The following is an 18,366-nucleotide window of genomic DNA, read 5'->3' as shown; positions in this document are numbered from 1 at the left end:
GCTCAACCAGCACTTCCGCAATCCATCCCGCTGCACCGCTAGCCCATGCTGCCCAAACTCCGCCGCCGCCACTCTCACGCCATCCCACCCCAAACCTCCATTCTCTTCCCCCTTCAACTATCAGACATCTTGCATCTCGGGGTTCTTGGGACTGTGGGTCAGACACAATTCGATTACGCCCAATGTCGAAAGTTGCCCAACATTGCCCATAGTTGTCGATCGTTGCTCAGAGTGACTTGGGTCGCATCAATTTTCCCTTGCGACAGTCGAATTCATGGGTGCCTCATGGAGGCATGGTCGCGACTATGCACAAAGTCGCCGCAGGCAACGGCTACGAGTACTACATGCGAAACACCGCCGCCAACGACACCACCGCGCGCGGGCGCGCCTCCCTGTCGGAGTACTACAACGAACACGGCGAAGCCCCAGGAACCTGGTACGGCACCGGACTCTCCGCACTCGGCATCGCCGAGGGGTCGGAGGTCACCGAAGACCAGATGAAGAACCTGTTCGGGGAGGGGCTACACCCGAACGCTGAGGAGGTCCGCGAACGCGTCAAAGCCCAGCACCTCAACGCCGGAATCCAGCCAGCCGAAGCAGCCCGCCGCGCCGAAAAAGCTACCCGCCTGGGCAACCGATACGCCGTCTACACAACGGTTTCCGACTACCGAAAGGCCAAGTCCCAGGCATACCGCGACCACAACACCAGCGCGGGCATATGCGTCACCGGCCACATCCCCGATGACACCCGCGCCCGCATCCGCACCGACGTCGCCACCGCCATGTTCACCACTGAGTACAAGCGCGCACCGCTGGACGCACGCGAACTGTCGGGATGGATCGCCAAGAACTCACGCCCGGACCGCTCCGCGGTCGCCGGTTACGACTTCACCTTCAGCGTCGTGAAGAGTATCTCGGTGCTGTGGGCGATCGGCACACCGGAACTTCGGGCAGTGATCGAGACCGCCATCCGCCGCGCGGCCACCGACGCGCTGACCTTCGCGGAGGACAACGCTCTGTTCACCCGGCTGGGGCGCAACGGTGTCCGGCAAGTCGATGTGCAAGGCATGATCGCCGCGACGTTCGAACATCGCGACTCCCGCGCCGGTGATCCCGACCTGCACATCCATGTCCTGTGGGCCAACCGCGTCCTGACCAGCGACGGCAAGTGGCGCACCATCGACGGCAAAACTCTGCACGAAAGCGTCGTCACGGTCTCGGAAATCTTCGACACCCGCGTCGAGCACTACTTGGAAATCGCGCTGGGAATCCGGTTCGAAACCCGCCCCGACCGCACCCCCGACCAAGTCCGAGTCCGCGAAATCGTCGGCGTCCCTCTGGAATTGATCCACCATTGGTCCCGGCGCGCTGCCGCGATCAACAACCGACTCGACACCCTCAGCGCCGAATGGCAGACCAAGTTCGGGCATGAACCGGGACCTGGCCAGGTACACCACCTGGCCCAACGCGCGACCTTGGAAACCCGTCCCAAGAAGCATGTTCCGGGCTCCCGCACCGAGCAACGCGCCACCTGGCGGGCCGAAGCAGAAGCGCTATTGGGCGGCCCCGACGCGGTAGACGCCATCATCCCGGCTGTCCTGGCCGCGCCTCACTCGCCGCGTCCGGTACCGGATCGTGCGTTCATTACCCACATCGCCGACCAAGCATTGGCGGCGGTTTCCCAGCGGCGCGCGACCTGGCGCGAGTTCAACCTCCGCGCCGAAGTCGAACGCCAAATCCGCGGCAACGTCGCCCCCGACGACTGGCCACGCGTCGTCGATGAGGTTGTCGAACAGGCGCTTTCACCATCCTCGGCTATCGCACGTGGCGACCCCGACGTGACCGAGCAACCCGACCTCCGTGCGGTCCCGACCTGGCTCCGCCGCCGCGACGGCACCCCGATGCACACGCGCGCGAATTCCCGGATCTATACCACCGAATCCACATTGGCCGACGAAGCCGAACTCATCGCGCTCTCGGTCGAACCCGGCGGACGCATCCTCGACCCAGGACACGTCGCTATCGCGGTCGCGGACTACAACACCGCACACCCCGATCGGCCATTGAAGCCCGGCCAGATCCGGGTCATCGAATCGTTCGCGATCGCGGGAATGCGCGTGCACACCGCCAACGCTCCCGCCGGAACCGGCAAGACCACCGCCATGGAAGTCCTCACCACCGCATGGGAATCCGCCGGAGGGACCGTACTGGGCATGGCACCCACGGCCGCCGCCGCTTCCGTGCTGGGTGAGTCGATCGGCACGCGCGCTGAAACCGTGGACAAACTTCTCCACGTCATCGACCGACACCACAGCGACACCGCGACCACCGAACACCCGCCGGTCCTGCCGCAATGGGTACTCGATATCGACGACACGACGCTGGTCATCGTCGACGAACACGTCACCCTGCCGACCGCCAAACGCCTGCAACTGTTGCGGTATCTGACCGGGCGGGGCGCGACCGTGCGATGCATCGGTGACGACCAGCAACTCCCAGCGATCGACGCAGGCGGCGTCGACGCCGACATGGTCGACGCCTCACCGCAACAGATACCGACCCTTTCCGAGGTGGTGCGGTTTGCCCATCGCGGGGAAGCGTTGGCTTCGAAAGGGATACGCGAAGGCGATCCGACCGCGCTCGCGTGGTACCTCGACAACGGCCGAATCCACGCCGGACACCTCGGCAGCGTCTACGAAGACACCTACCAAGCCTGGGCCGCCGACATCGCCAACGGTTCCGATGCGGTCATGCTCGCACCCACCCACGACATCGTGACCGCGCTGAATGTCCGCGCCCGCGCCCACCGGATCGCCCACAGCGACCCACCCACAGGCACCGCCGCCGACCCCCACGTATTCCTCGGCGACGGGTTGGTGGCATCAGCCGGCGACACCGTACGCACGCGCCGCAACGATCGCCGACTCCGGTTGGGCGACCACGATTGGGTACGCAACGGCTACACCTGGACCATCCGCCAGGTTCATTCCGACGAGTCGGTGACCGTCGTGCGGCGCGTACATGGGCGCGATACGGCGGCCGTCGTGCGCTTGCCGGGTGAGTATGTGCGTGAACACCTGCACCTCGGCTACGCCACCACCATCGATTCCGCGCAAGGCATCACTGCGGATTCCTGCCACGTCGCCTTGTCCGGGCGTGAGTCACGCCAACAGTTCTACGTCGGGATGACGCGCGGGCGCCACACCAACCACGCCTACATCGCCACCGCACTCGATGGCGCCGAAGGCGATATCTACACCGTGACCGCCCACTACCCACGCACCGCCGTCGAACACCTCACCCACATTCTCGACCGCGACGCCACCCACAAATCCGCCCACACTGAACTCCGCGACGCACTCGACCCCGCCCGCCGCATCGGCCACGCCGTCGACATCTATCTCGACACACTCGGTATGACCGCCGAAAACGCCATCGGCACAACACGACTCGACACCATCGACCGAACAGCCGAGCGCCTCGTTCCGGGGCTAACCGACAGCCCGGCCTACTCGGTTCTTCGGCAGCATTTGGCGATGCTCGCCCTTGCCGGGGCCGACCCGATCACCGAACTACGCACAGCCATCGCCGCGCGGGAACTCGATACCGTGACCGACCCCGCCGCCGTCCTCGACTGGCGACTGGACCCCACCGGCAAGCACTCGACCGGATCTGGCCCGCTGGCTTGGACGCCCGGACTCCCTGCTGGCACGACCTCAGCGGTTGAACCTGACACCCTCGCGCCGGTGCAAGCGCGAGAACGGATCGTGGCAGAACTCGCCCGACAGGTCAGCGACACCGCCCGCAAGTGGACCCCTGGTACCGCCCCTAAGTGGGCACGACCGCTACTCGGCCGAGATCCTGAACTACTCGCCGACCTCGCCATCTGGCGCGCAGGGTTACACGTGCCCGAGGCCGACCACCGACCGACCGGACCTACCAGACACAGTGCGATCGAACGCGCTCACCAACAACGGTTGCAACGCCGCATCCTCGAAGTCGACGGCAACACCCACCTACCCCAACGCCGATGGGCCGCCACCGTCGACCGCATCGACCCCCGCATCAGTGCCGACCCGATCTGGCCTGTCATCGCCACCCATATCGACGCAGCCGCTCAGGACGGCATCGATATCGAACACCAGCTCACCGAGGCCGGCCGGACCCGGCCGCTGCCCGATGAGATGCCCGCCGCCGCACTCTGGACCCGCCTGGACATCGATCCCGCCAGCGTTGAGACCAGTGATCCCCCCACCGAAGCACCCGGCGCTTCCATCGATGTTGCGGTCAACGCCGCTGCCGCATTCGGCCATGGCGAGAGTGCAGCCGTTTCCGATTTCGAAGCCGATTTCGAGCCCGGAACCGATCAGGACCATCAGCGCGGAGCAGGCTTCGACCTGGACTGGTAGCCGTCGTTAGCCCGGCGACAACGAGCGGAGCTGGGGGCATCCCGTCCTGTCTGTGCGCCCTACACTGGCTCGGGCAAGGTCGGTGCCGCGCGATAGGCGGTCGAAGTAGGAGTTGTGGTGATCCAGGCTGTTGTGTTCGATGTCGGCGAGACCCTTGTAGACGAGACCCGGGAGTACGGCACCTGGGCGGACTGGTTGGGCGTTCCGCGCCACACCTTTGTCTCGGTGTTCGGCGCGGTGATCGCCCAGGGGCTGGACTACCGGGAGACGTTCCAGGTGTTCAAGCCGGGTTTCGATTTGGATCAGCAGCGCCAGGCGCGCGCGGATGCGGGTAAGCCCGAGTGGTTCGGTGAGGACGACCTCTACCCGGATGTGCGCCCTGCCCTGTCGAGGCTCCGTGAGATGGGTGTCTGGGTGGGCATCGTCGGGAACCAGACTGTGCGCGCTGGCGGCCTTCTGCGTGGGCTCGATCTTCCGACCGACTTCATCGCGACCTCCGATGACTGGGGTGTGGCTAAGCCTGATGTCGCGTTTTTCGAGAAGGTTGTCGAGGTCGCCGGATGCCCGGCCGATCAGATCGTCTACGTCGGTGACCGCATCGACAACGACATCACTCCCGCTGTGAAGGTGGGGATGCGGACTGCCTACATCCAGCGCGGACCGTGGGGATGGATTCACCGGGACCGGCAGGATGTCAAGGAGCTTTCGGACTGGCGAATCGACAGCCTGTCCGAGCTCCCCGACATCGTGAAGGCGCAGCGCTAGCCGGACAGTGAGTTGACGGTTGTATGCCAGTCATACAACCGCTCATCCAGCGCCCTCACCTCAGGCAGGGAGTCCCACTTTCGCAGGTCCTGCCGTACCACCTTGATTCGGTCGAGAGTCGTTGCGTACCAGTACTCACTGATCCCGTCCAACGCATCCTCGAGGAAGCGGCACGCTTGCTGGGGAAGCTTGTCCAATACACACGCAGCGGCGGCATCGGCGAGGTAAACCGACCGCTGTTTCACCGATTCGGCAGGAAGTTCGTCGAGCACTTGCCGCAGCGTCTCCAATGCCAAGCGGCCATCACCCGCCGATATCAAGGTGTTGGCTTTGAAGCCCGCGAGCCGCGTCGGGGAGAACCAATCCAGCCACTCCGGCGACGGCCGATCCTGCGGATCGTGCTGGACGTAGGACTGTTCGGCGTGTCGGATCAGACTCAGAGCCTGGCGAGTGTTGCCGAACCGCGTCTCGACTTCGGCCTCAACCGCATCGAGCCAGGCAGTCAGCTCATGGTTTCCGTCGCCCCGCCGTGCGAATGCTCGGGCCGCACGAACGCGCTCCCTCGCTTCCTCGGCTCGCTTGGCTACACCGGAGAACGCAGGGACAAAAGCCATGTGCGCAAGCACCGCACAGCCCAGCAAGGCATCGGCCGCTTCGTGGGCAGCCTGGAGTGCGAGAACAAAACTGGCCTGCGCCTCCTCGGGTTGTTGGAGGTCGAAGAACTCGAGGCGGCCTGCGAGCAGCGCCGATTCTGACACGGCTCTGGCCAGGGAGGTCGTAGCGCGTACGTCGATCTGTGGGATGAGATCGGCCCCCAGCCGAGCATGATCAGAGACGGATCGTTGCAGCTGCTTCGCTGGCAGTGACCAGTACATCCCGCGATGAGCGACCGTGATCGCCACATAGTTCTTCGCGACGGTCGCCGGCAGCTCTGCGCCGCCCATCACGCGCCGATAGCGTCCAGATTTCTGATTTCCATTGGTAGCCAAAGACTCTCGCGACCTCCGCCCATCCGCGCCATTCGGCCACGGTGGCGTGAATCCAAGCTCTGTTATGGGGCGTTTGAACAGAGCTTCCAGGGCGGCGGCATGTTCTGGATGCGGCCACGGTGGGTCTGTTGACTCCCAGCGTCGTACGGTGCGGGTGGCTACCTCGATGCGGAGTCCGATCACGCGCGCAGCGTCGGTCAACGCCTCAGCCAGAGCCGCTTGGGACCGGTACCCCAATGCTTGCCGGGCCGCGCGCAAAGCCGCATTCCCATTGTTTGCCATGCGAGCGAGAATAGTCCGCTCTCAGGACATTTGACGAGGTCCAAGTTTGCTCACGGCCGCGATATGTCCTCTTGTTTGTCCTTCTTTCGGCCGATGCAATCGGTCAATGTTGTTCTCGCGGTTCCGCTGAGCTTCCCTAGCAGCCCGCCTCGTCACAGAAACGGACATCCGAGATGGATGACACGGAGGAACGATGAACGAGCCCGACCGATCAGCAGGTCAAACCAACACAGTCCAGACTGGGCCGCTGGCTCCCTCGCGTTCTATCGAACCCGCGTCTGCCCACGGCGAAGGCGGTCGCGAGCTTGCCGAGTTGCTGGAGAGCCTCGAGAGCCTCGGACTGATCCACTCAGACCTGCTGCCCCAGCGCGATCCCGGAGGCCATCTCGCCGGGTTCGGCCCCACTCCAACCAACTACATCGGCGCTCCGGTGACTGAGTTGTCCCAGGTTGCCGCCGCTGTCCGCGAGTGGGCCTCACAACCGTCGCGGTGCCGGGATGAATCGTCTCCCGGCACCGCTGACCTCACCGATGACGAGTCCTTTGCGTCCTTGTCCCGTGGTGCGTCCTCAGCATCGCTACCGCCTTGGCTTGTCGTTACATCTATTGCCCTGCAAAAGGATTCGATGGTTGGCCGCATGTACCGACTGGCGCGGCACGTGGCCCCCGCGCGCACGAGGAGTGAGTCGTGACGCACGCGGAACCCGAACCTGCCCTGCTTGATTCGCCACAGTCGCGCAGCCTGTTCTACCGGAAGGTCTGTGGCCTGCCGACCGTCGTCGACCCGGTTACAGGTGCGATCACGATGCGCGCCGGGGCCGAAGGTGCGGTGATGATGCCGATCCAGTTGGCGACCCGGGTCAAGCTCGAGTTGGACCGTGCAATCAACAGCCCGTACCCGATCATCGGCCACCCGAAAGCGGGCATGTGGAGCTTCCTCGTGCGCACCGACGCCGAACCGGTCGGACCCACCGTGGCCGCACAATTCCGGCGCGCGCGAGTGATCGTCATCCGTGACGGCGACATCGTCTTGCCCTCACCGGCACCAGACCAGTGGATCGCCAGAACCTGGGTCGCCCCGACCGCCACCCCGTTCCGGCCCTCGGCGAAAACCGTTCTACGCAGCGTGCGCAGGTGCTTGGCATCGGTCGAGCCTCGCCCCGACCTACCCCACCCCTGACCGGCGCGACCCACTCGCGCGCTCTGACCACCTGAATGCCCTTGACGCCGCAGCGATCCCAGCGCTGAGACCGACCGGCCTCGAGGGCGGGGAGGTCCCCCGGAGGTCGCCGCTCCCGCGACCTCCGGGGGCTTGGCAAGCCTGCAACGCAGCCTCATCGACCTCGAAGACGCCACCACGAACCAGCGCGGCTACAGCTACGACCTGATCCCCGGGCTACTGCAAACCTCGGCCTATGCCCGCGCGGTCATCAGCGCGTGCGTCTCCGCGCCGAGGTTCCCGACGACACCGAAGACACCGTCACCGCCCGCCTGTACTGGCAAGCCGTGCTCGACGCCCCCAACGACACCTGACCGGCGACCGCGCCGGACGGGCGGCCCCGGAGTCGTTCCCCGGCAATCTCCGGGGCCACACCAATTTCGATCCGCAGGAAGGAGACCCCAGGTGAGCGACCCCGACTGCTCCACGGTCCTGGACCCGTCCCGCCCCAACAACGCGCGCATCCACACCGCTCTACTCGGTGGCAAGGACTACTACACCGCCGATCATGCGATCGCGCAGAAGCTGGCACGGAACAAGATCGCCCCCGCGATCACCGAATCACGGCGGTTCGCCCTACGCGCGGTCGGATACCTCATCGACCACCACCAGGTAACCCAGTTCGTAGAACTGGGATGCGGTATCCCACACACACCAAACATCCACGACATCGCCGGGGATCGCGTCGGCACCGCGCGCACCTTGTACATCGACAACGACCCGGTCGCGGCGACCCATGCCCGCGCACTGATGACCGGACACACCACCCACACCGCCGAAATCGACCTGACCGACACCACCGCCGTACTCGACGCCATCACCACCACCCTCGACACCACGGCACCGATCGCGCTCTGTCTGTCCGGTACCGCCGAACTGATCGGCGACGCCCCGGCGATGCTGGCGGCATTGACCCGCGCGCTACCGGCCGAAACATGGCTGGTGTTCACCCACATCACCGCCGACATGCACGGCCACCACATCGACGCAGCCGCAGAGACCATGCGCGCGGTCGGGATCGCTTACCACCCACGCACCCACGACGACCTCACAGCGATGCTCACCGGGTACCGCCTACACACCCCCGGACTGATCACGCCACACCGATGGCGACCCGAACTCCTCGGCGTCGGCCACTACGACCACGCCATCGAACCGCTACACCCCGCCGTGTCGGACCTGAGCGCTTACGCCGCCATCGGCCAACGGTGCCGGACTTGACCCGGCCCCGACATCGCCCGCGTGCGCAACGTCGATGTAGTCCGGGCGATCAGGCCGGTCCGGCGGCGAGCATGATCGTGGCGCACAGCCGATCTCGCCGCCCGCGCAGGGGCCAGCACCAGACCCTGACACCACAGTGGTTATCGAAATTCGAAAGGTTGGAAACCCATGATCTCCATGACCCTCGCCGAGGTCGCTCGAGCGGTCGGCGGTCGGCTCGATTCTGTCAACGACGACCAAGTGACCGTCACGGCACCGACTGCGTTCGACTCCCGCCAGGTCGAGACTGGCGGACTGTTCGCCGCGCTGCCCGGCCAACGCGTCGACGGCCACGACTTCGCCACCGCCGCAATGGACAACGGCGCCGTCGCGGTGTTGGCCACCCGCCCGACCGGCACCCCGGCGGTCGTCGTTGACGACGTAGTGAGGGCGATGAGCGATCTGGCCCACGCCGTAGCCACCCGCTACACCGGCCGGGTGCTGGCGATCACCGGTTCGGCGGGCAAGACCTCCACCAAGGACTTGCTCACCCAGATCCTGTCCCGCCACGGCAGTGTCGTGGCCACCCAGCGTTCGTTCAACAACGAGATCGGGTTTCCACACACCGTGCTGCGGGTCAAAGCCGACACCGACTTCCTCGTGTTGGAGATGGGTGCGCGCGGGCGCGGCCACATCAGCCACCTCGCCGCGATTGCCCGCCCGCAGATCGGCGCGGTCCTGGGCATCGGCTCGGCCCACATCGGCGAATTCGGCAGCCGCGAGGCGATCGCGATCGCCAAACGCGAACTCGTCGAAGCCCTCGACGCCTCAGGTATCGCGGTCCTCAACGCCGATGACCCACTGGTGGCGGAGATGGCCGAGCACACCCGCGCCCAGGTCCTGCGATTCGGCACCGGACCCGACGCCGAGGTCCGGGCCGAGGACATCACACTCGACGACAACGCCCGAGCACGGTTCACACTGCGCCATGGCGATGATGCCGCATCGATCGCCCTGGGCGTGGTGGGCGTGCACCACCTGACCAATGCCCTCGCCGCAGCCGCACTGGCATTGAGCGCCGGAGTCGGATTCGCCACCGTCGCCGACGGGCTCAACGGCGCTTCGCTGGTGTCGGGCAGCCGGATGGAGGTCACCGAACGCCCCGATGGAGTGACCGTGATCAACGACGCGTTCAACGCCTCGCCGGAAAGTGTCGAAGCTGCACTGCTGTCGCTGGCCACGATCGCGGCCACCCTGCGACCCACCGTCGCGGTGCTCGGCGAGATGCGCGAACTCGGCGACACCGCACCGGCCCTGCACCAAAAGATCGGTCGTCAGGTCGCAGATCTGGGTATCGGCACCCTGATCACCGTCGGCGGCGAACACGCCGAACTCATGGCCACCGCCGCCCGCGAAGCGGGCTCCGCAAAAGTCACCCATGTAGAAGCCAAAGACGAAGTGCTGGAACTGCTCACCGAAGGCCTGCGCGGCCGTGACGTCGTCCTGATCAAGGGCGCCAACTCCGCTGGCCTGTTCGAAACCGCCGCAGCCCTCGCGGCCGGTCATTGACCACCAGGAACGAAACACCATGAGAAGCAAAGACATCGTGGCACTGGCCCGAGCAGCCTGCACCCAGGCTCAGGTCCCAGCCGCCCGGATCGAACCGATCCGATTGCGCGACAACGCCATGCTGCGAACCGACACCGCAACCATCATCCGCATACATCAACGCGGAGAACTGGCGACTGCGGTCCGGGAACTGCGCGCCGCGGACTGGTTACGCTCCCACCACGTCCGCGCACCCGAACCACTGGTGCCCGACCCGGTCGTGGTCGCCGAACGCCCGGTCACTTTCTGGGAAGACCTCGGATCAGGCGGACCCGCCGAGGCCGCCGAAACCGGGGCGATGCTCGCACACCTGCACTCCCTGCGTGTGCCCAGCCACCTCGGGCTGCCCGACTTCACCCTGCCCGACTTCACCAACCGCATCCACCAATGCCTCACCAGCGATATAGACAAGGGGTGGCTGCGTCGCTACGCCAGCGACCTTGCCGCACGGTGGAACGCGCTGGAGTGGCCGAGTCCGTGGTGTGTCATTCACGGCGACCCGTCCCCAGCCAACACCATGGCCGCAGCCGCCGGAGGACACGTCGTGGACCTAGAGCGCTGCTGCATCGGACCCCCGCAGTGGGACCAAGCCACCGTCGCCTTCCAGTCCGACACTCTCTCCGACCCTCCACAGCGGTGGGAGCAGTTCGCCGATGCCTACGGCTCCGACGTCACCGACTGGGAGGGGTACCCGGTGATTCGCGACGTCCGATCATTCGAGCTGTGCCTGTTCGCGCTACGACACGCTGCGGTCTCCGACCACGCCCGCCGCCAGGCCGACTACCGGCTGGCCTGCCTTCATGGGCACCGGGGCTTGCGGCCGTGGAGGTGGATTGCGCCCTGACCGAGTGCCGAAATGCGTATCTCATCTGTGTAGGCGCGATTGCTACCCAGCAACATCCGATAATGCCGAAGAGGGGATGCGTGCCTTCGAAGCCTGCTTGGCCGGAAAACGGTGCTAGCTTGCGCACCATGGGAAGCGGGGTAGAGGCGCAGGCTCGTGAGGTCGCTGAGAAGGTCGGCAAAATACGGCGTCTCCTAACGGAGTCGTCCGAGAACGAGTTCCTGGCAACGTTCGAGGCAGGAGTTGAACTCGACTCCGCGGCGATCCTCGATGAGTACCGCAGAACGATGGAGTTCGAGATCAAGCAGGGATGGGTGTCGAGTGGCAACCGATCTGAGTGGCTTGCTCTTGTCGTTCCGGAGGCTTTGACCGCTCTCTACCGAATCACGAATGCCCCCCAAGCGGACTACATCGAGCTGTTCGGCGAGTTCCGCAAGGGGGAGATCATGGATCCCGACGGTCAGGTTTTCCGCAGCGAAGAGCACTGGCTGCAAGTGGGTTTGATCGGCAACGATCAGTTCTTGATGAGTCTGACCTCGGGCGAGGTCATGTTCGCTGACCAGTATTTTTGGCGCTATGGGGAGCAGGACAGCTCCCGGATCGTAGCGCCAGATATGCTGACCTTCTTCGATGAGTACCTGACCGGGCCGAAGTATCGAGAGTTCCTCGTGGATGACGAGGCAGACCGCCCGGACGGTTGGTTCCGCTTCCTGTTGGACCACGGGTTCGCGTGATCACAATCAACATTCTGTAATGCCGCGACCCGCGCGATCCTGAGAACCGCGGCGTCGAGCAAAACCGCCCACATAGGAGCCCCCGTGCCCATCGAGTACGAAGCGAAAATCCTCGACATCGACCCCGACACCATCGAGCGGCACATCCTGGACAAGGGTGGTCGCAAGCTTGGCGAGCGATTCATGCGCCGCTACGTCTACGACATCGCCCCCGGGGTCGACAGCAAGTGGATCAGGTTGCGCGACAACGGAAATCGAACCACGCTCGCGGTGAAAGAGATCACCAGCGACGCCATCGACGGCACACATGAGGTGGAGGTGGGTGTCGATGACTTCGCTGCTACCAACGCCCTGCTCGAGATGCTGGGATTCTCTGCGAAGTCATACCAGGAAACCAAGCGGGTCAGCTTCACCCTCGACGGCGCAGAGCTGGAACTCGATACCTGGCCCCGAATCCCGCCGTATCTCGAGATCGAGGCCGCAACCAAGGCCGGCGTGATCCGTGTCGCCGAACTGCTCGGCTACACCGAAGCAGACCTCACCGGTGAGAACACGATCAGAATCTACGCCCGCCACGGAATCGACCTCAACACGATAGGAGAACTGCGCTTCTAGCGACGGCTCCCGCAGGCCCGGCCGATGACAGTGGCGCCGGAGATTGATCAGATGTGAATGGCCCGGCAGAGTTTCCTGCCGGGCCGTTTCTCTGTGCAGGAGCCTGGGTTTCTGCGCAGCGTCGTTGTGCTGGCCGGGAGTTCGCGAACCCGATTAGCCGCAGCAGCTCGCGCCGGAGGCGACGGCCTTCTGCTTGGCGTCGGTGCCGCAGCACGCGCCCTCTGCCTCGGCTTCGGCGGTAGTGCCGCAGCACACGTCGACCGCTTCGGCGTCGGTAAGTCCGAGTTCGGGTGCGGTGCCGAAGGTTTCGCTGTCGGCCAGCACCGTATAGACCTCCCACCGCTCGGCGCCCGGGCCGGTCACCCACACTTTGTCCTGGGTGGCGAAGCAACACGTGGTCGCGATCTGCTCCTCGGTGAACAGGCCCGCTTCGGAGAGTCGGGCGATCTCGCCGTGGACCTGCTCGGAGGTTTCGACCTCGACGCCGAGGTGGTTGATGGACCCGCCCTGGCCCGCGTTCTCGATCAGGACGAGCTTGAGGGGCGGCTCGGTGATCGCGAAGTTGGCGTAGCCGGGCTTGCGCTTGGCCGGTTCGGCGTTGAACAGGGTCGAGTAGAACTGCACGGCGGTGTCGAGATCGTCGACATTGAGGGCCAGCTGGATACGAGACATGATCGAACCTCCACTTGTGTGACATATATCGAAGAACTTCTGATGCCGAGTCTGCTCACCTTTTCGACATATGTCAATACCGCGGGTAGTCTCGATTTCATGCCCAAGGCGCTACCTGTGATCGATATGTCCGCTCCGGTCTGCTGCGCTCCCGTCGCGGCGGGACCGGTCGACGACGCCGCCGCCCTCGAGGTGGCGTTGCGACTCAAAGCGATCGCCGACCCGGTCCGGGTCAAGCTGCTGTCGCTGCTGCTCACCGCCCCGCAAGGCGAACGCAACGGCGGTGACCTGGCTGCCGTAGTCAGCTTGGGCGAGTCCACGGTTTCCCACCACCTCGGCCAGCTCCGCAAGGCCGGCCTGGTGGAATCGGAGCGGCGCGGAATGAACACTTTCCACCGCGCCCGCCGCGACGCCCTGTCCGCCCTGTGCTTCGTTCTCGATCCCAACTGCTGCAGCTGATCGGTGTCCCTGGGGATTCGGGAATCGGACACCCGCACCGCCGCGGCGGGCGGGCATTCGATGTAGCCGCCTAGCCGACGCCGCGCGCGAGTGGGTGCGGCTCACCGGTGAGGGCCGCGAGTGCGGCAGCGACTTCGTGCAGGTGGGATTTGACGTAGGTGTCGGTCGTACCGGAACTCTTACCCTGGTGCCCGGCGAAGGCCCGGGCCACGGCATAGCTGAAGGTCCGTTCGACCCACGTCAGAGTGGTGTGGCGCAGCCAATGAGCGGTCACGCCCTGAGTGGCCACCCACGGCAGTGCCTCGCCGATTCGGCCCCAGATGTAGTCGTATCGGCGGGTGGTGATCGGGCGGCCGTGCCGGTATCGCAGCAGCTGGCCGGTGAAAGGTGCCCCGCGTTGGGTGGCGTGGTCATCCAGATGCCGCATCAATGTCGGTGATACCGGCTGCCACCGATCCGAGCCGCCCTTCTCGCGCAGGTACACCAGGCACTGGTCACGGTCGAGATCCTGGGGCCGCAACGCCAACGCGCCGCCGCGCCGGCAGGCGGTTTCGAGGTGGAATCTCAGGATCAACGAATCGAGCTCGGGGTCGTCGCCCGAGGTGGCGGCGACCTGGCAGATCTCGGCGATCTGGCCTGAGGGGATCGCATATCGGTGGGACGCTCGCCGCGACGGGATGCGCAGCTGCCGCGCCGGATTGTCTTGTGGCCGAATCCATCCGGCTTCCTCGGCATGGCGGTAGATGCAGCGCGCCGCAGCCACGAAATGCTCGACCGCGCTGGTTCCACCCCGGGACGCTCGATTCGATCGAGCGTTCGTCTGCACCGCATGTGCGAGTTCCTCGAGTTCGTGGCGGGTGGGATCGGTCAACGACCGGTCCGGCCAACGGGATTCGAGCAGATCGAAATGGGTCCCGTAGGTGCGGGCGGTGCCCGCGGACAGGCGTGCCCGCACGCGTGGGATCACCTCGGCGAATGTCGGTGCGGCGGGAGCGGAGTCGACGAGGTCGGCCGCGGTGATGCCCATCTGGGCCAACAGCAACTGTGCAGCGGCCAAGGTGTCCGCGGTGGGGACAGGGCGAACGGGGCTCTGGATCGTCACAGCGAGTCCTCCAGGATTCGTCGGCTCTGAGCGGTCAACCCGTCGAGCACGGCCGGGGGATGGATCAGCACACGCCGCAGTTTCCGGTGCGCCACCAGCAGCACCCGGTCACCTTCGAGCAGCCCGACGCGGCGGCGCTTGCGGACTGGCACCCGGAAGAACCCGGCGCCGGTCACCTGGACGGATCCGTCGGTCGTGGCGCGGACGAGGATCAGGCGATCCTCCGGACACGACACCGTCAGCCGGGTGCCCGGAGGCCAGCCGAGTGCCGAGAGCACCGCGCGGTCTGTGACGCGTCCCGCATCGCCGACAACGGAGATGCCGTAGACGATGTCGGGGTCTGCGGTCCGGGGGATGGCCAGCACCGGCAAGGGGCCGTGGATGCGTTCCTGAAGGGGCGTCTGCGGCGGGATTATCGGCTCGATCACCGGCACTCACCGCCCCCGCTGCCGGGAGTGTCGAGCACGGCGAAAAGTGGCAAAGATGCCACCCGTGATTTGCGTTCCCGCAGGTCAGTGACGTGCAAGGTTGTTCTCCTTCGTGTGCGAGTGCACTCGAACACGCTGGAGCCCCGAAAGTGGCACGTATGCCACCGATCTGTGCGCGAGAGGGGACACCGTCCCCAGTGACCTGCGGATATGCGGTACAAATCTGACTACGGCGGCACTAAATCGGTGGGATGGAGGCAGATTTGCAGTCTCGAATCGAATCGAGATTTCCTTCAGGTCCGCGGGTTCGGGGCGGGAGTCGAGAAGGTGACAGACGCCCGAGATACTGACCTTGGCCCGCTACAGGGCTGAGTCTGGGGGCGTTGGCTCGCCGTGTGCCCATCGCTCCAGGATCTCGCGGTTGTCTGGGACGGTCTCGGGGCGATCGATGTAGTGCGCTTTGGCGATGGCAGTGGTGTTGCCGAGTTGACGCGCGGCGCGTTCGGGGTCTCCGGTTTCGTTGTCGACAATGGTGCCAACACCTTTTCGGAAGGTACGTGGTGTGACCCAGTCGAAGTCGGATCCACGTGCCTGCCGCCAGATTCTGCCGAAATTGTTTGGATTGCGCAGTGATCCGTTGCGGGCTGGGAACAGGAGCTTGAGGGGGTTGGGGATCTGGCTGACCTGGAGGTCGAGGATGGCCTCTTCTATTGCTTCGATGGTGTGCGGGGGAAGCAGGATCCGCCGCCATCCGTTGTCGGTTTTCGGTGCCGGCTTGCGGATCCATCCTCCGGTTCCTTGGCCTCTGGCCTCTTCGAGAGTGCCTGTCACATCGAGGTAGGGCTCGTCGGCGTCGAGGCGAATATCGTCGAGTTGAAGGGCGAACACCTCGTGGGGGCGTATGCCTGTGCCGGTGATGACATCGACGACCCACACCATGGTCCAGTCACGGGCTGGCCCACTGATATAGGCTGGTGTGCCGGGAATCTCTTCCCCGCGTGCCCAAGTGCGTATTTGTGCGCGAAAAGCTGGTAGAGCCGCGAGGTCGCGGACCTTTCCTCGCACGTCTCGCTTGATCGGCCGGAATGCCTCGACCCCGTCTACGGGATTAGTCGTCACCGCGCCGTGGCGTACTGCGATCTGCATCATCGCTCGCAAGACGATCTTGTGCTGCTTCGCCTTGCGGCGAAGCCCTTTCGCTATCAGCCGTTTCAGGTGGCGGTCGAGTTCGCCCGCAGTGGCCTGCCAGATCTGCAGCGGGCCGATTGTGTTCTCGATCTTGATGGTGCGCGGGTTCGCCCTGCGGTTGTGGGAGACAAAGATTTCGCGTCGGTAGTCCTCGATCAGTCCTGGGGAACAGGCCGCATCTGCGTCCATCTCCGCGAGTAGTTCCTCAGCCAGTGTCATCAAGGTTGTGGCGCGGGTGATGCGGCCTTCACCGGTTTCCTCCCGGAAGTCCCGGATCGCCTCAGCCAGGCGGTTTCTGGCTTCGCCGGAGGTGGCGCCGGTGCGTTCGATGTATTGGGTGCCCCAGGCTCCGTGGTATCGGACGGTGGTGCGCCATGTGCCGTTGCGGGTTTTACGCGGGGGACTGGGGGCGCTGAATGTGCCGATCGGGTGGGGGAGTCGTCCGGGCATGATCTCCTTCCTTGGCGTAGGTCCGCGCTGTCAGGGCATGACGACGGGGCCTGTGGCCGACGGGCGGTTCGACTACGGGCGTGAGGTGTTTGAAGGCAGTAGGAGCGATCTGGTCGGGTGATGCTGGGGTTGAACTGCTTGCCGCGGTGACCGAGTCATGATTCGCCGCTGTCGCGGAGCCGGTCGTTTTCCCAAGCTCGGACATCGCCGAGTCGGTAGCGTCGGTAGCGGCCCATCCGGGCATAGCGGGGCCCTCGGCCGGAAGCTGCCCACGCTGCAAGTGTCTTGATCGGGATCTTCAGGCGGGCAGCAAGTTCGGCAGTACTCAGCCAGGTTTCGTCACTGGGCGTGAATCGAGGGGAGAGGTTGCTCGAACCGCGGGTGTGGGCCGTCGGTGAGTCTTCGGAGAACGTCATGTGGGCGCCAATGTTCGGCCCCGGTCACCAGCTCTTCCTGGTAGCGAGCATAGCTGGAACAGTTGGTTCGTTCCGCTGCGTGACCGTGTGACGTGTCCGACTCTGGACGGCCGCACCGGAAAACCTCAGGCTCGGGCGTCGAGCTCGGATACGGCGATTGCAAGCAAGGCCATGTGCCAGCAGCCCGGAGCCGCTGAAATTGTCGCCGCTCCAGCGGTGGCCGATCGCCTGCTCCGCGACCCCGAGGATGTGTACGACAGGCTTCATCGCAGTCGCCGGATCGGTGCGGAAATCGCGATGACGTCGGTGGTCGACTGGGCAACACGTGCAGCTGGTCTTCGTAGCGGCCTCGAAGTGGGCCAATTCTCGCGGAGTGCTTCTCGCGATCTATGCTCGGAGTCGCCAACCATTAGCTTGTGTATCAAGCCTGTGCGGCCGATTACCCAATCACGAACGCCCCGAACTCATTGTGAGCGAGGGGCGTTCGGCGATTGCCGGTCGGGCGCGGTTCGACCACCGGCCATCTACGTGTCGGTCAAGGACCGGGCATCGCGGTCTGGCAACTGATAAGTACTCCGTATCGGAGGCCAGATCGGTAGTCGCGGACTACTCAGTCTCCTTCGTCCTCTCGATCATCCGCAGCTGGTCGACGCGTACCGCGAACACCTGCCCCGACCGTCGACCGTCTTCGTTCACGAAGAACCCGCTACTCGGCGAGCATGGCCGCCACGCTCCTGCGGGCCTTCATCAAATGCGAGCCGCCATCGCCATTCTCAATACGTGGCATACACCCAGGTCCCGTTGCAGCCCCACCCACGGCTGAGGTCCACATCGTAATACCAGCTGCCGCGCGGAGCGTTGGTGATGTGCCAGTCCCCGCTGGTGGTGACGATGAACCGTCACGGGTTGAAGACCGGCTTCAGGAGTTGACCAGCGCCGGTCGGCGTGGCGGGTTTTGAGCGTAGTAGGCAGTCTCGTGCTCGGCCG

At 65.0% G+C, this 18,366-nt stretch carries 15 protein-coding genes and 1 pseudogene; 10 read left to right on the top strand and 6 right to left on the bottom strand.

The window, feature by feature from the left end; all coding sequences use genetic code 11:
* Nucleotides 1-305: 305 nt before the first annotated feature.
* Both mobF and ACWF82_RS31505 read left to right on the top strand, forming a co-directional pair.
* Nucleotides 306-4,409, top strand: coding sequence for a MobF family relaxase (gene mobF, locus ACWF82_RS31510; RefSeq protein WP_452507122.1), 4,104 nt, complete (start codon nucleotides 306-308; stop codon nucleotides 4,407-4,409).
* Nucleotides 4,410-4,526: 117 nt separating this feature from the next.
* Entirely contained in the window at nucleotides 4,527-5,174 is a 648-nt protein-coding gene (locus tag ACWF82_RS31505; RefSeq protein ID WP_452507120.1) for an HAD family hydrolase, read from the top strand.
* Here the strand turns inward: ACWF82_RS31505 and ACWF82_RS31500 are convergent.
* The gene (locus ACWF82_RS31500; protein ID WP_452507118.1) at nucleotides 5,171-6,445 is read right to left on the bottom strand and encodes a helix-turn-helix transcriptional regulator; all 1,275 of its coding nucleotides are present in this window, start codon (nucleotides 6,443-6,445) and stop codon (nucleotides 5,171-5,173) included. The genes ACWF82_RS31505 and ACWF82_RS31500 overlap by 4 nt on opposite strands.
* Nucleotides 6,446-7,132: 687 nt before the next feature.
* On the opposite strand from ACWF82_RS31500, the gene ACWF82_RS31495 reads away from it, so the two are divergent.
* From ACWF82_RS31495 to ACWF82_RS31465, 7 genes and pseudogenes are all read left to right on the top strand, one after another.
* Nucleotides 7,133-7,624 (top strand): DNA-directed RNA polymerase subunit beta, encoded by a 492-nt coding sequence (locus ACWF82_RS31495; protein ID WP_452507116.1) that lies wholly within the window; start codon nucleotides 7,133-7,135, stop codon nucleotides 7,622-7,624.
* Between the two features lie 132 nt (nucleotides 7,625-7,756).
* Nucleotides 7,757-7,831 (top strand): annotated as a pseudogene (locus tag ACWF82_RS31490) (hypothetical protein); the annotation flags it as partial.
* Between the two features lie 237 nt (nucleotides 7,832-8,068).
* Entirely contained in the window at nucleotides 8,069-8,884 is an 816-nt protein-coding gene (locus tag ACWF82_RS31485) for an SAM-dependent methyltransferase (RefSeq protein ID WP_452507155.1), read from the top strand.
* Between the two features lie 168 nt (nucleotides 8,885-9,052).
* Nucleotides 9,053-10,432, top strand: coding sequence for a UDP-N-acetylmuramoyl-tripeptide--D-alanyl-D-alanine ligase (locus tag ACWF82_RS31480; RefSeq protein ID WP_452507114.1), 1,380 nt, complete (start codon nucleotides 9,053-9,055; stop codon nucleotides 10,430-10,432).
* 19 nt (nucleotides 10,433-10,451) lie between these two features.
* Entirely contained in the window at nucleotides 10,452-11,315 is an 864-nt protein-coding gene (locus ACWF82_RS31475; RefSeq protein ID WP_452507112.1) for a phosphotransferase enzyme family protein, read from the top strand.
* A 119-nt stretch (nucleotides 11,316-11,434) separates the two neighbouring features.
* On the top strand, nucleotides 11,435-12,049 hold the full coding sequence (locus tag ACWF82_RS31470; protein WP_452507111.1) for a hypothetical protein: 615 nt from the start codon (nucleotides 11,435-11,437) through the stop codon (nucleotides 12,047-12,049).
* An 84-nt stretch (nucleotides 12,050-12,133) separates the two neighbouring features.
* Nucleotides 12,134-12,664: a class IV adenylate cyclase gene (locus tag ACWF82_RS31465; RefSeq protein WP_452507109.1), complete on the top strand. Its 531-nt coding sequence runs from the start codon at nucleotides 12,134-12,136 to the stop codon at nucleotides 12,662-12,664.
* Between the two features lie 153 nt (nucleotides 12,665-12,817).
* Here the strand turns inward: ACWF82_RS31465 and ACWF82_RS31460 are convergent, their stop codons facing one another.
* Nucleotides 12,818-13,336 (bottom strand): ArsI/CadI family heavy metal resistance metalloenzyme, encoded by a 519-nt coding sequence (locus ACWF82_RS31460; protein ID WP_452507107.1) that lies wholly within the window; start codon nucleotides 13,334-13,336, stop codon nucleotides 12,818-12,820.
* A gap of 99 nt (nucleotides 13,337-13,435) precedes the next feature.
* On the opposite strand from ACWF82_RS31460, the gene ACWF82_RS31455 reads away from it, so the two are divergent.
* A complete protein-coding gene (locus ACWF82_RS31455; RefSeq protein ID WP_452507105.1) occupies nucleotides 13,436-13,795 on the top strand; it encodes an Rv2640c family ArsR-like transcriptional regulator in 360 nt (119 codons plus the stop codon).
* A gap of 70 nt (nucleotides 13,796-13,865) precedes the next feature.
* Here ACWF82_RS31455 and ACWF82_RS31450 read toward each other — a convergent pair whose 3' ends face one another.
* The 4 genes from ACWF82_RS31450 to ACWF82_RS31435 all read right to left on the bottom strand — a co-directional run bounded on the left by ACWF82_RS31450 (nucleotide 13,866) and on the right by ACWF82_RS31435 (nucleotide 17,379).
* On the bottom strand, nucleotides 13,866-14,897 hold the full coding sequence (locus ACWF82_RS31450; protein ID WP_452507103.1) for a tyrosine-type recombinase/integrase: 1,032 nt from the start codon (nucleotides 14,895-14,897) through the stop codon (nucleotides 13,866-13,868).
* Nucleotides 14,894-15,325, bottom strand: a complete 432-nt coding sequence (locus ACWF82_RS31445; protein WP_452507101.1) for a hypothetical protein — start codon at nucleotides 15,323-15,325, stop codon at nucleotides 14,894-14,896. Before ACWF82_RS31445 ends, ACWF82_RS31450 begins: the two co-directional genes overlap by 4 nt.
* Before the next feature lie 360 nt (nucleotides 15,326-15,685).
* Nucleotides 15,686-16,963, bottom strand: a complete 1,278-nt coding sequence (locus tag ACWF82_RS31440) for a site-specific integrase (RefSeq protein WP_452507099.1) — start codon at nucleotides 16,961-16,963, stop codon at nucleotides 15,686-15,688.
* 155 nt (nucleotides 16,964-17,118) lie between these two features.
* Nucleotides 17,119-17,379, bottom strand: a complete 261-nt coding sequence (locus ACWF82_RS31435) for a helix-turn-helix transcriptional regulator (protein WP_452507097.1) — start codon at nucleotides 17,377-17,379, stop codon at nucleotides 17,119-17,121.
* Nucleotides 17,380-18,366 lie beyond the last annotated feature (987 nt).

Source organism: Nocardia sp. NPDC055053 (genome assembly GCF_053608285.1).
This window is presented reverse-complemented; position numbering and strand designations above follow the sequence as displayed.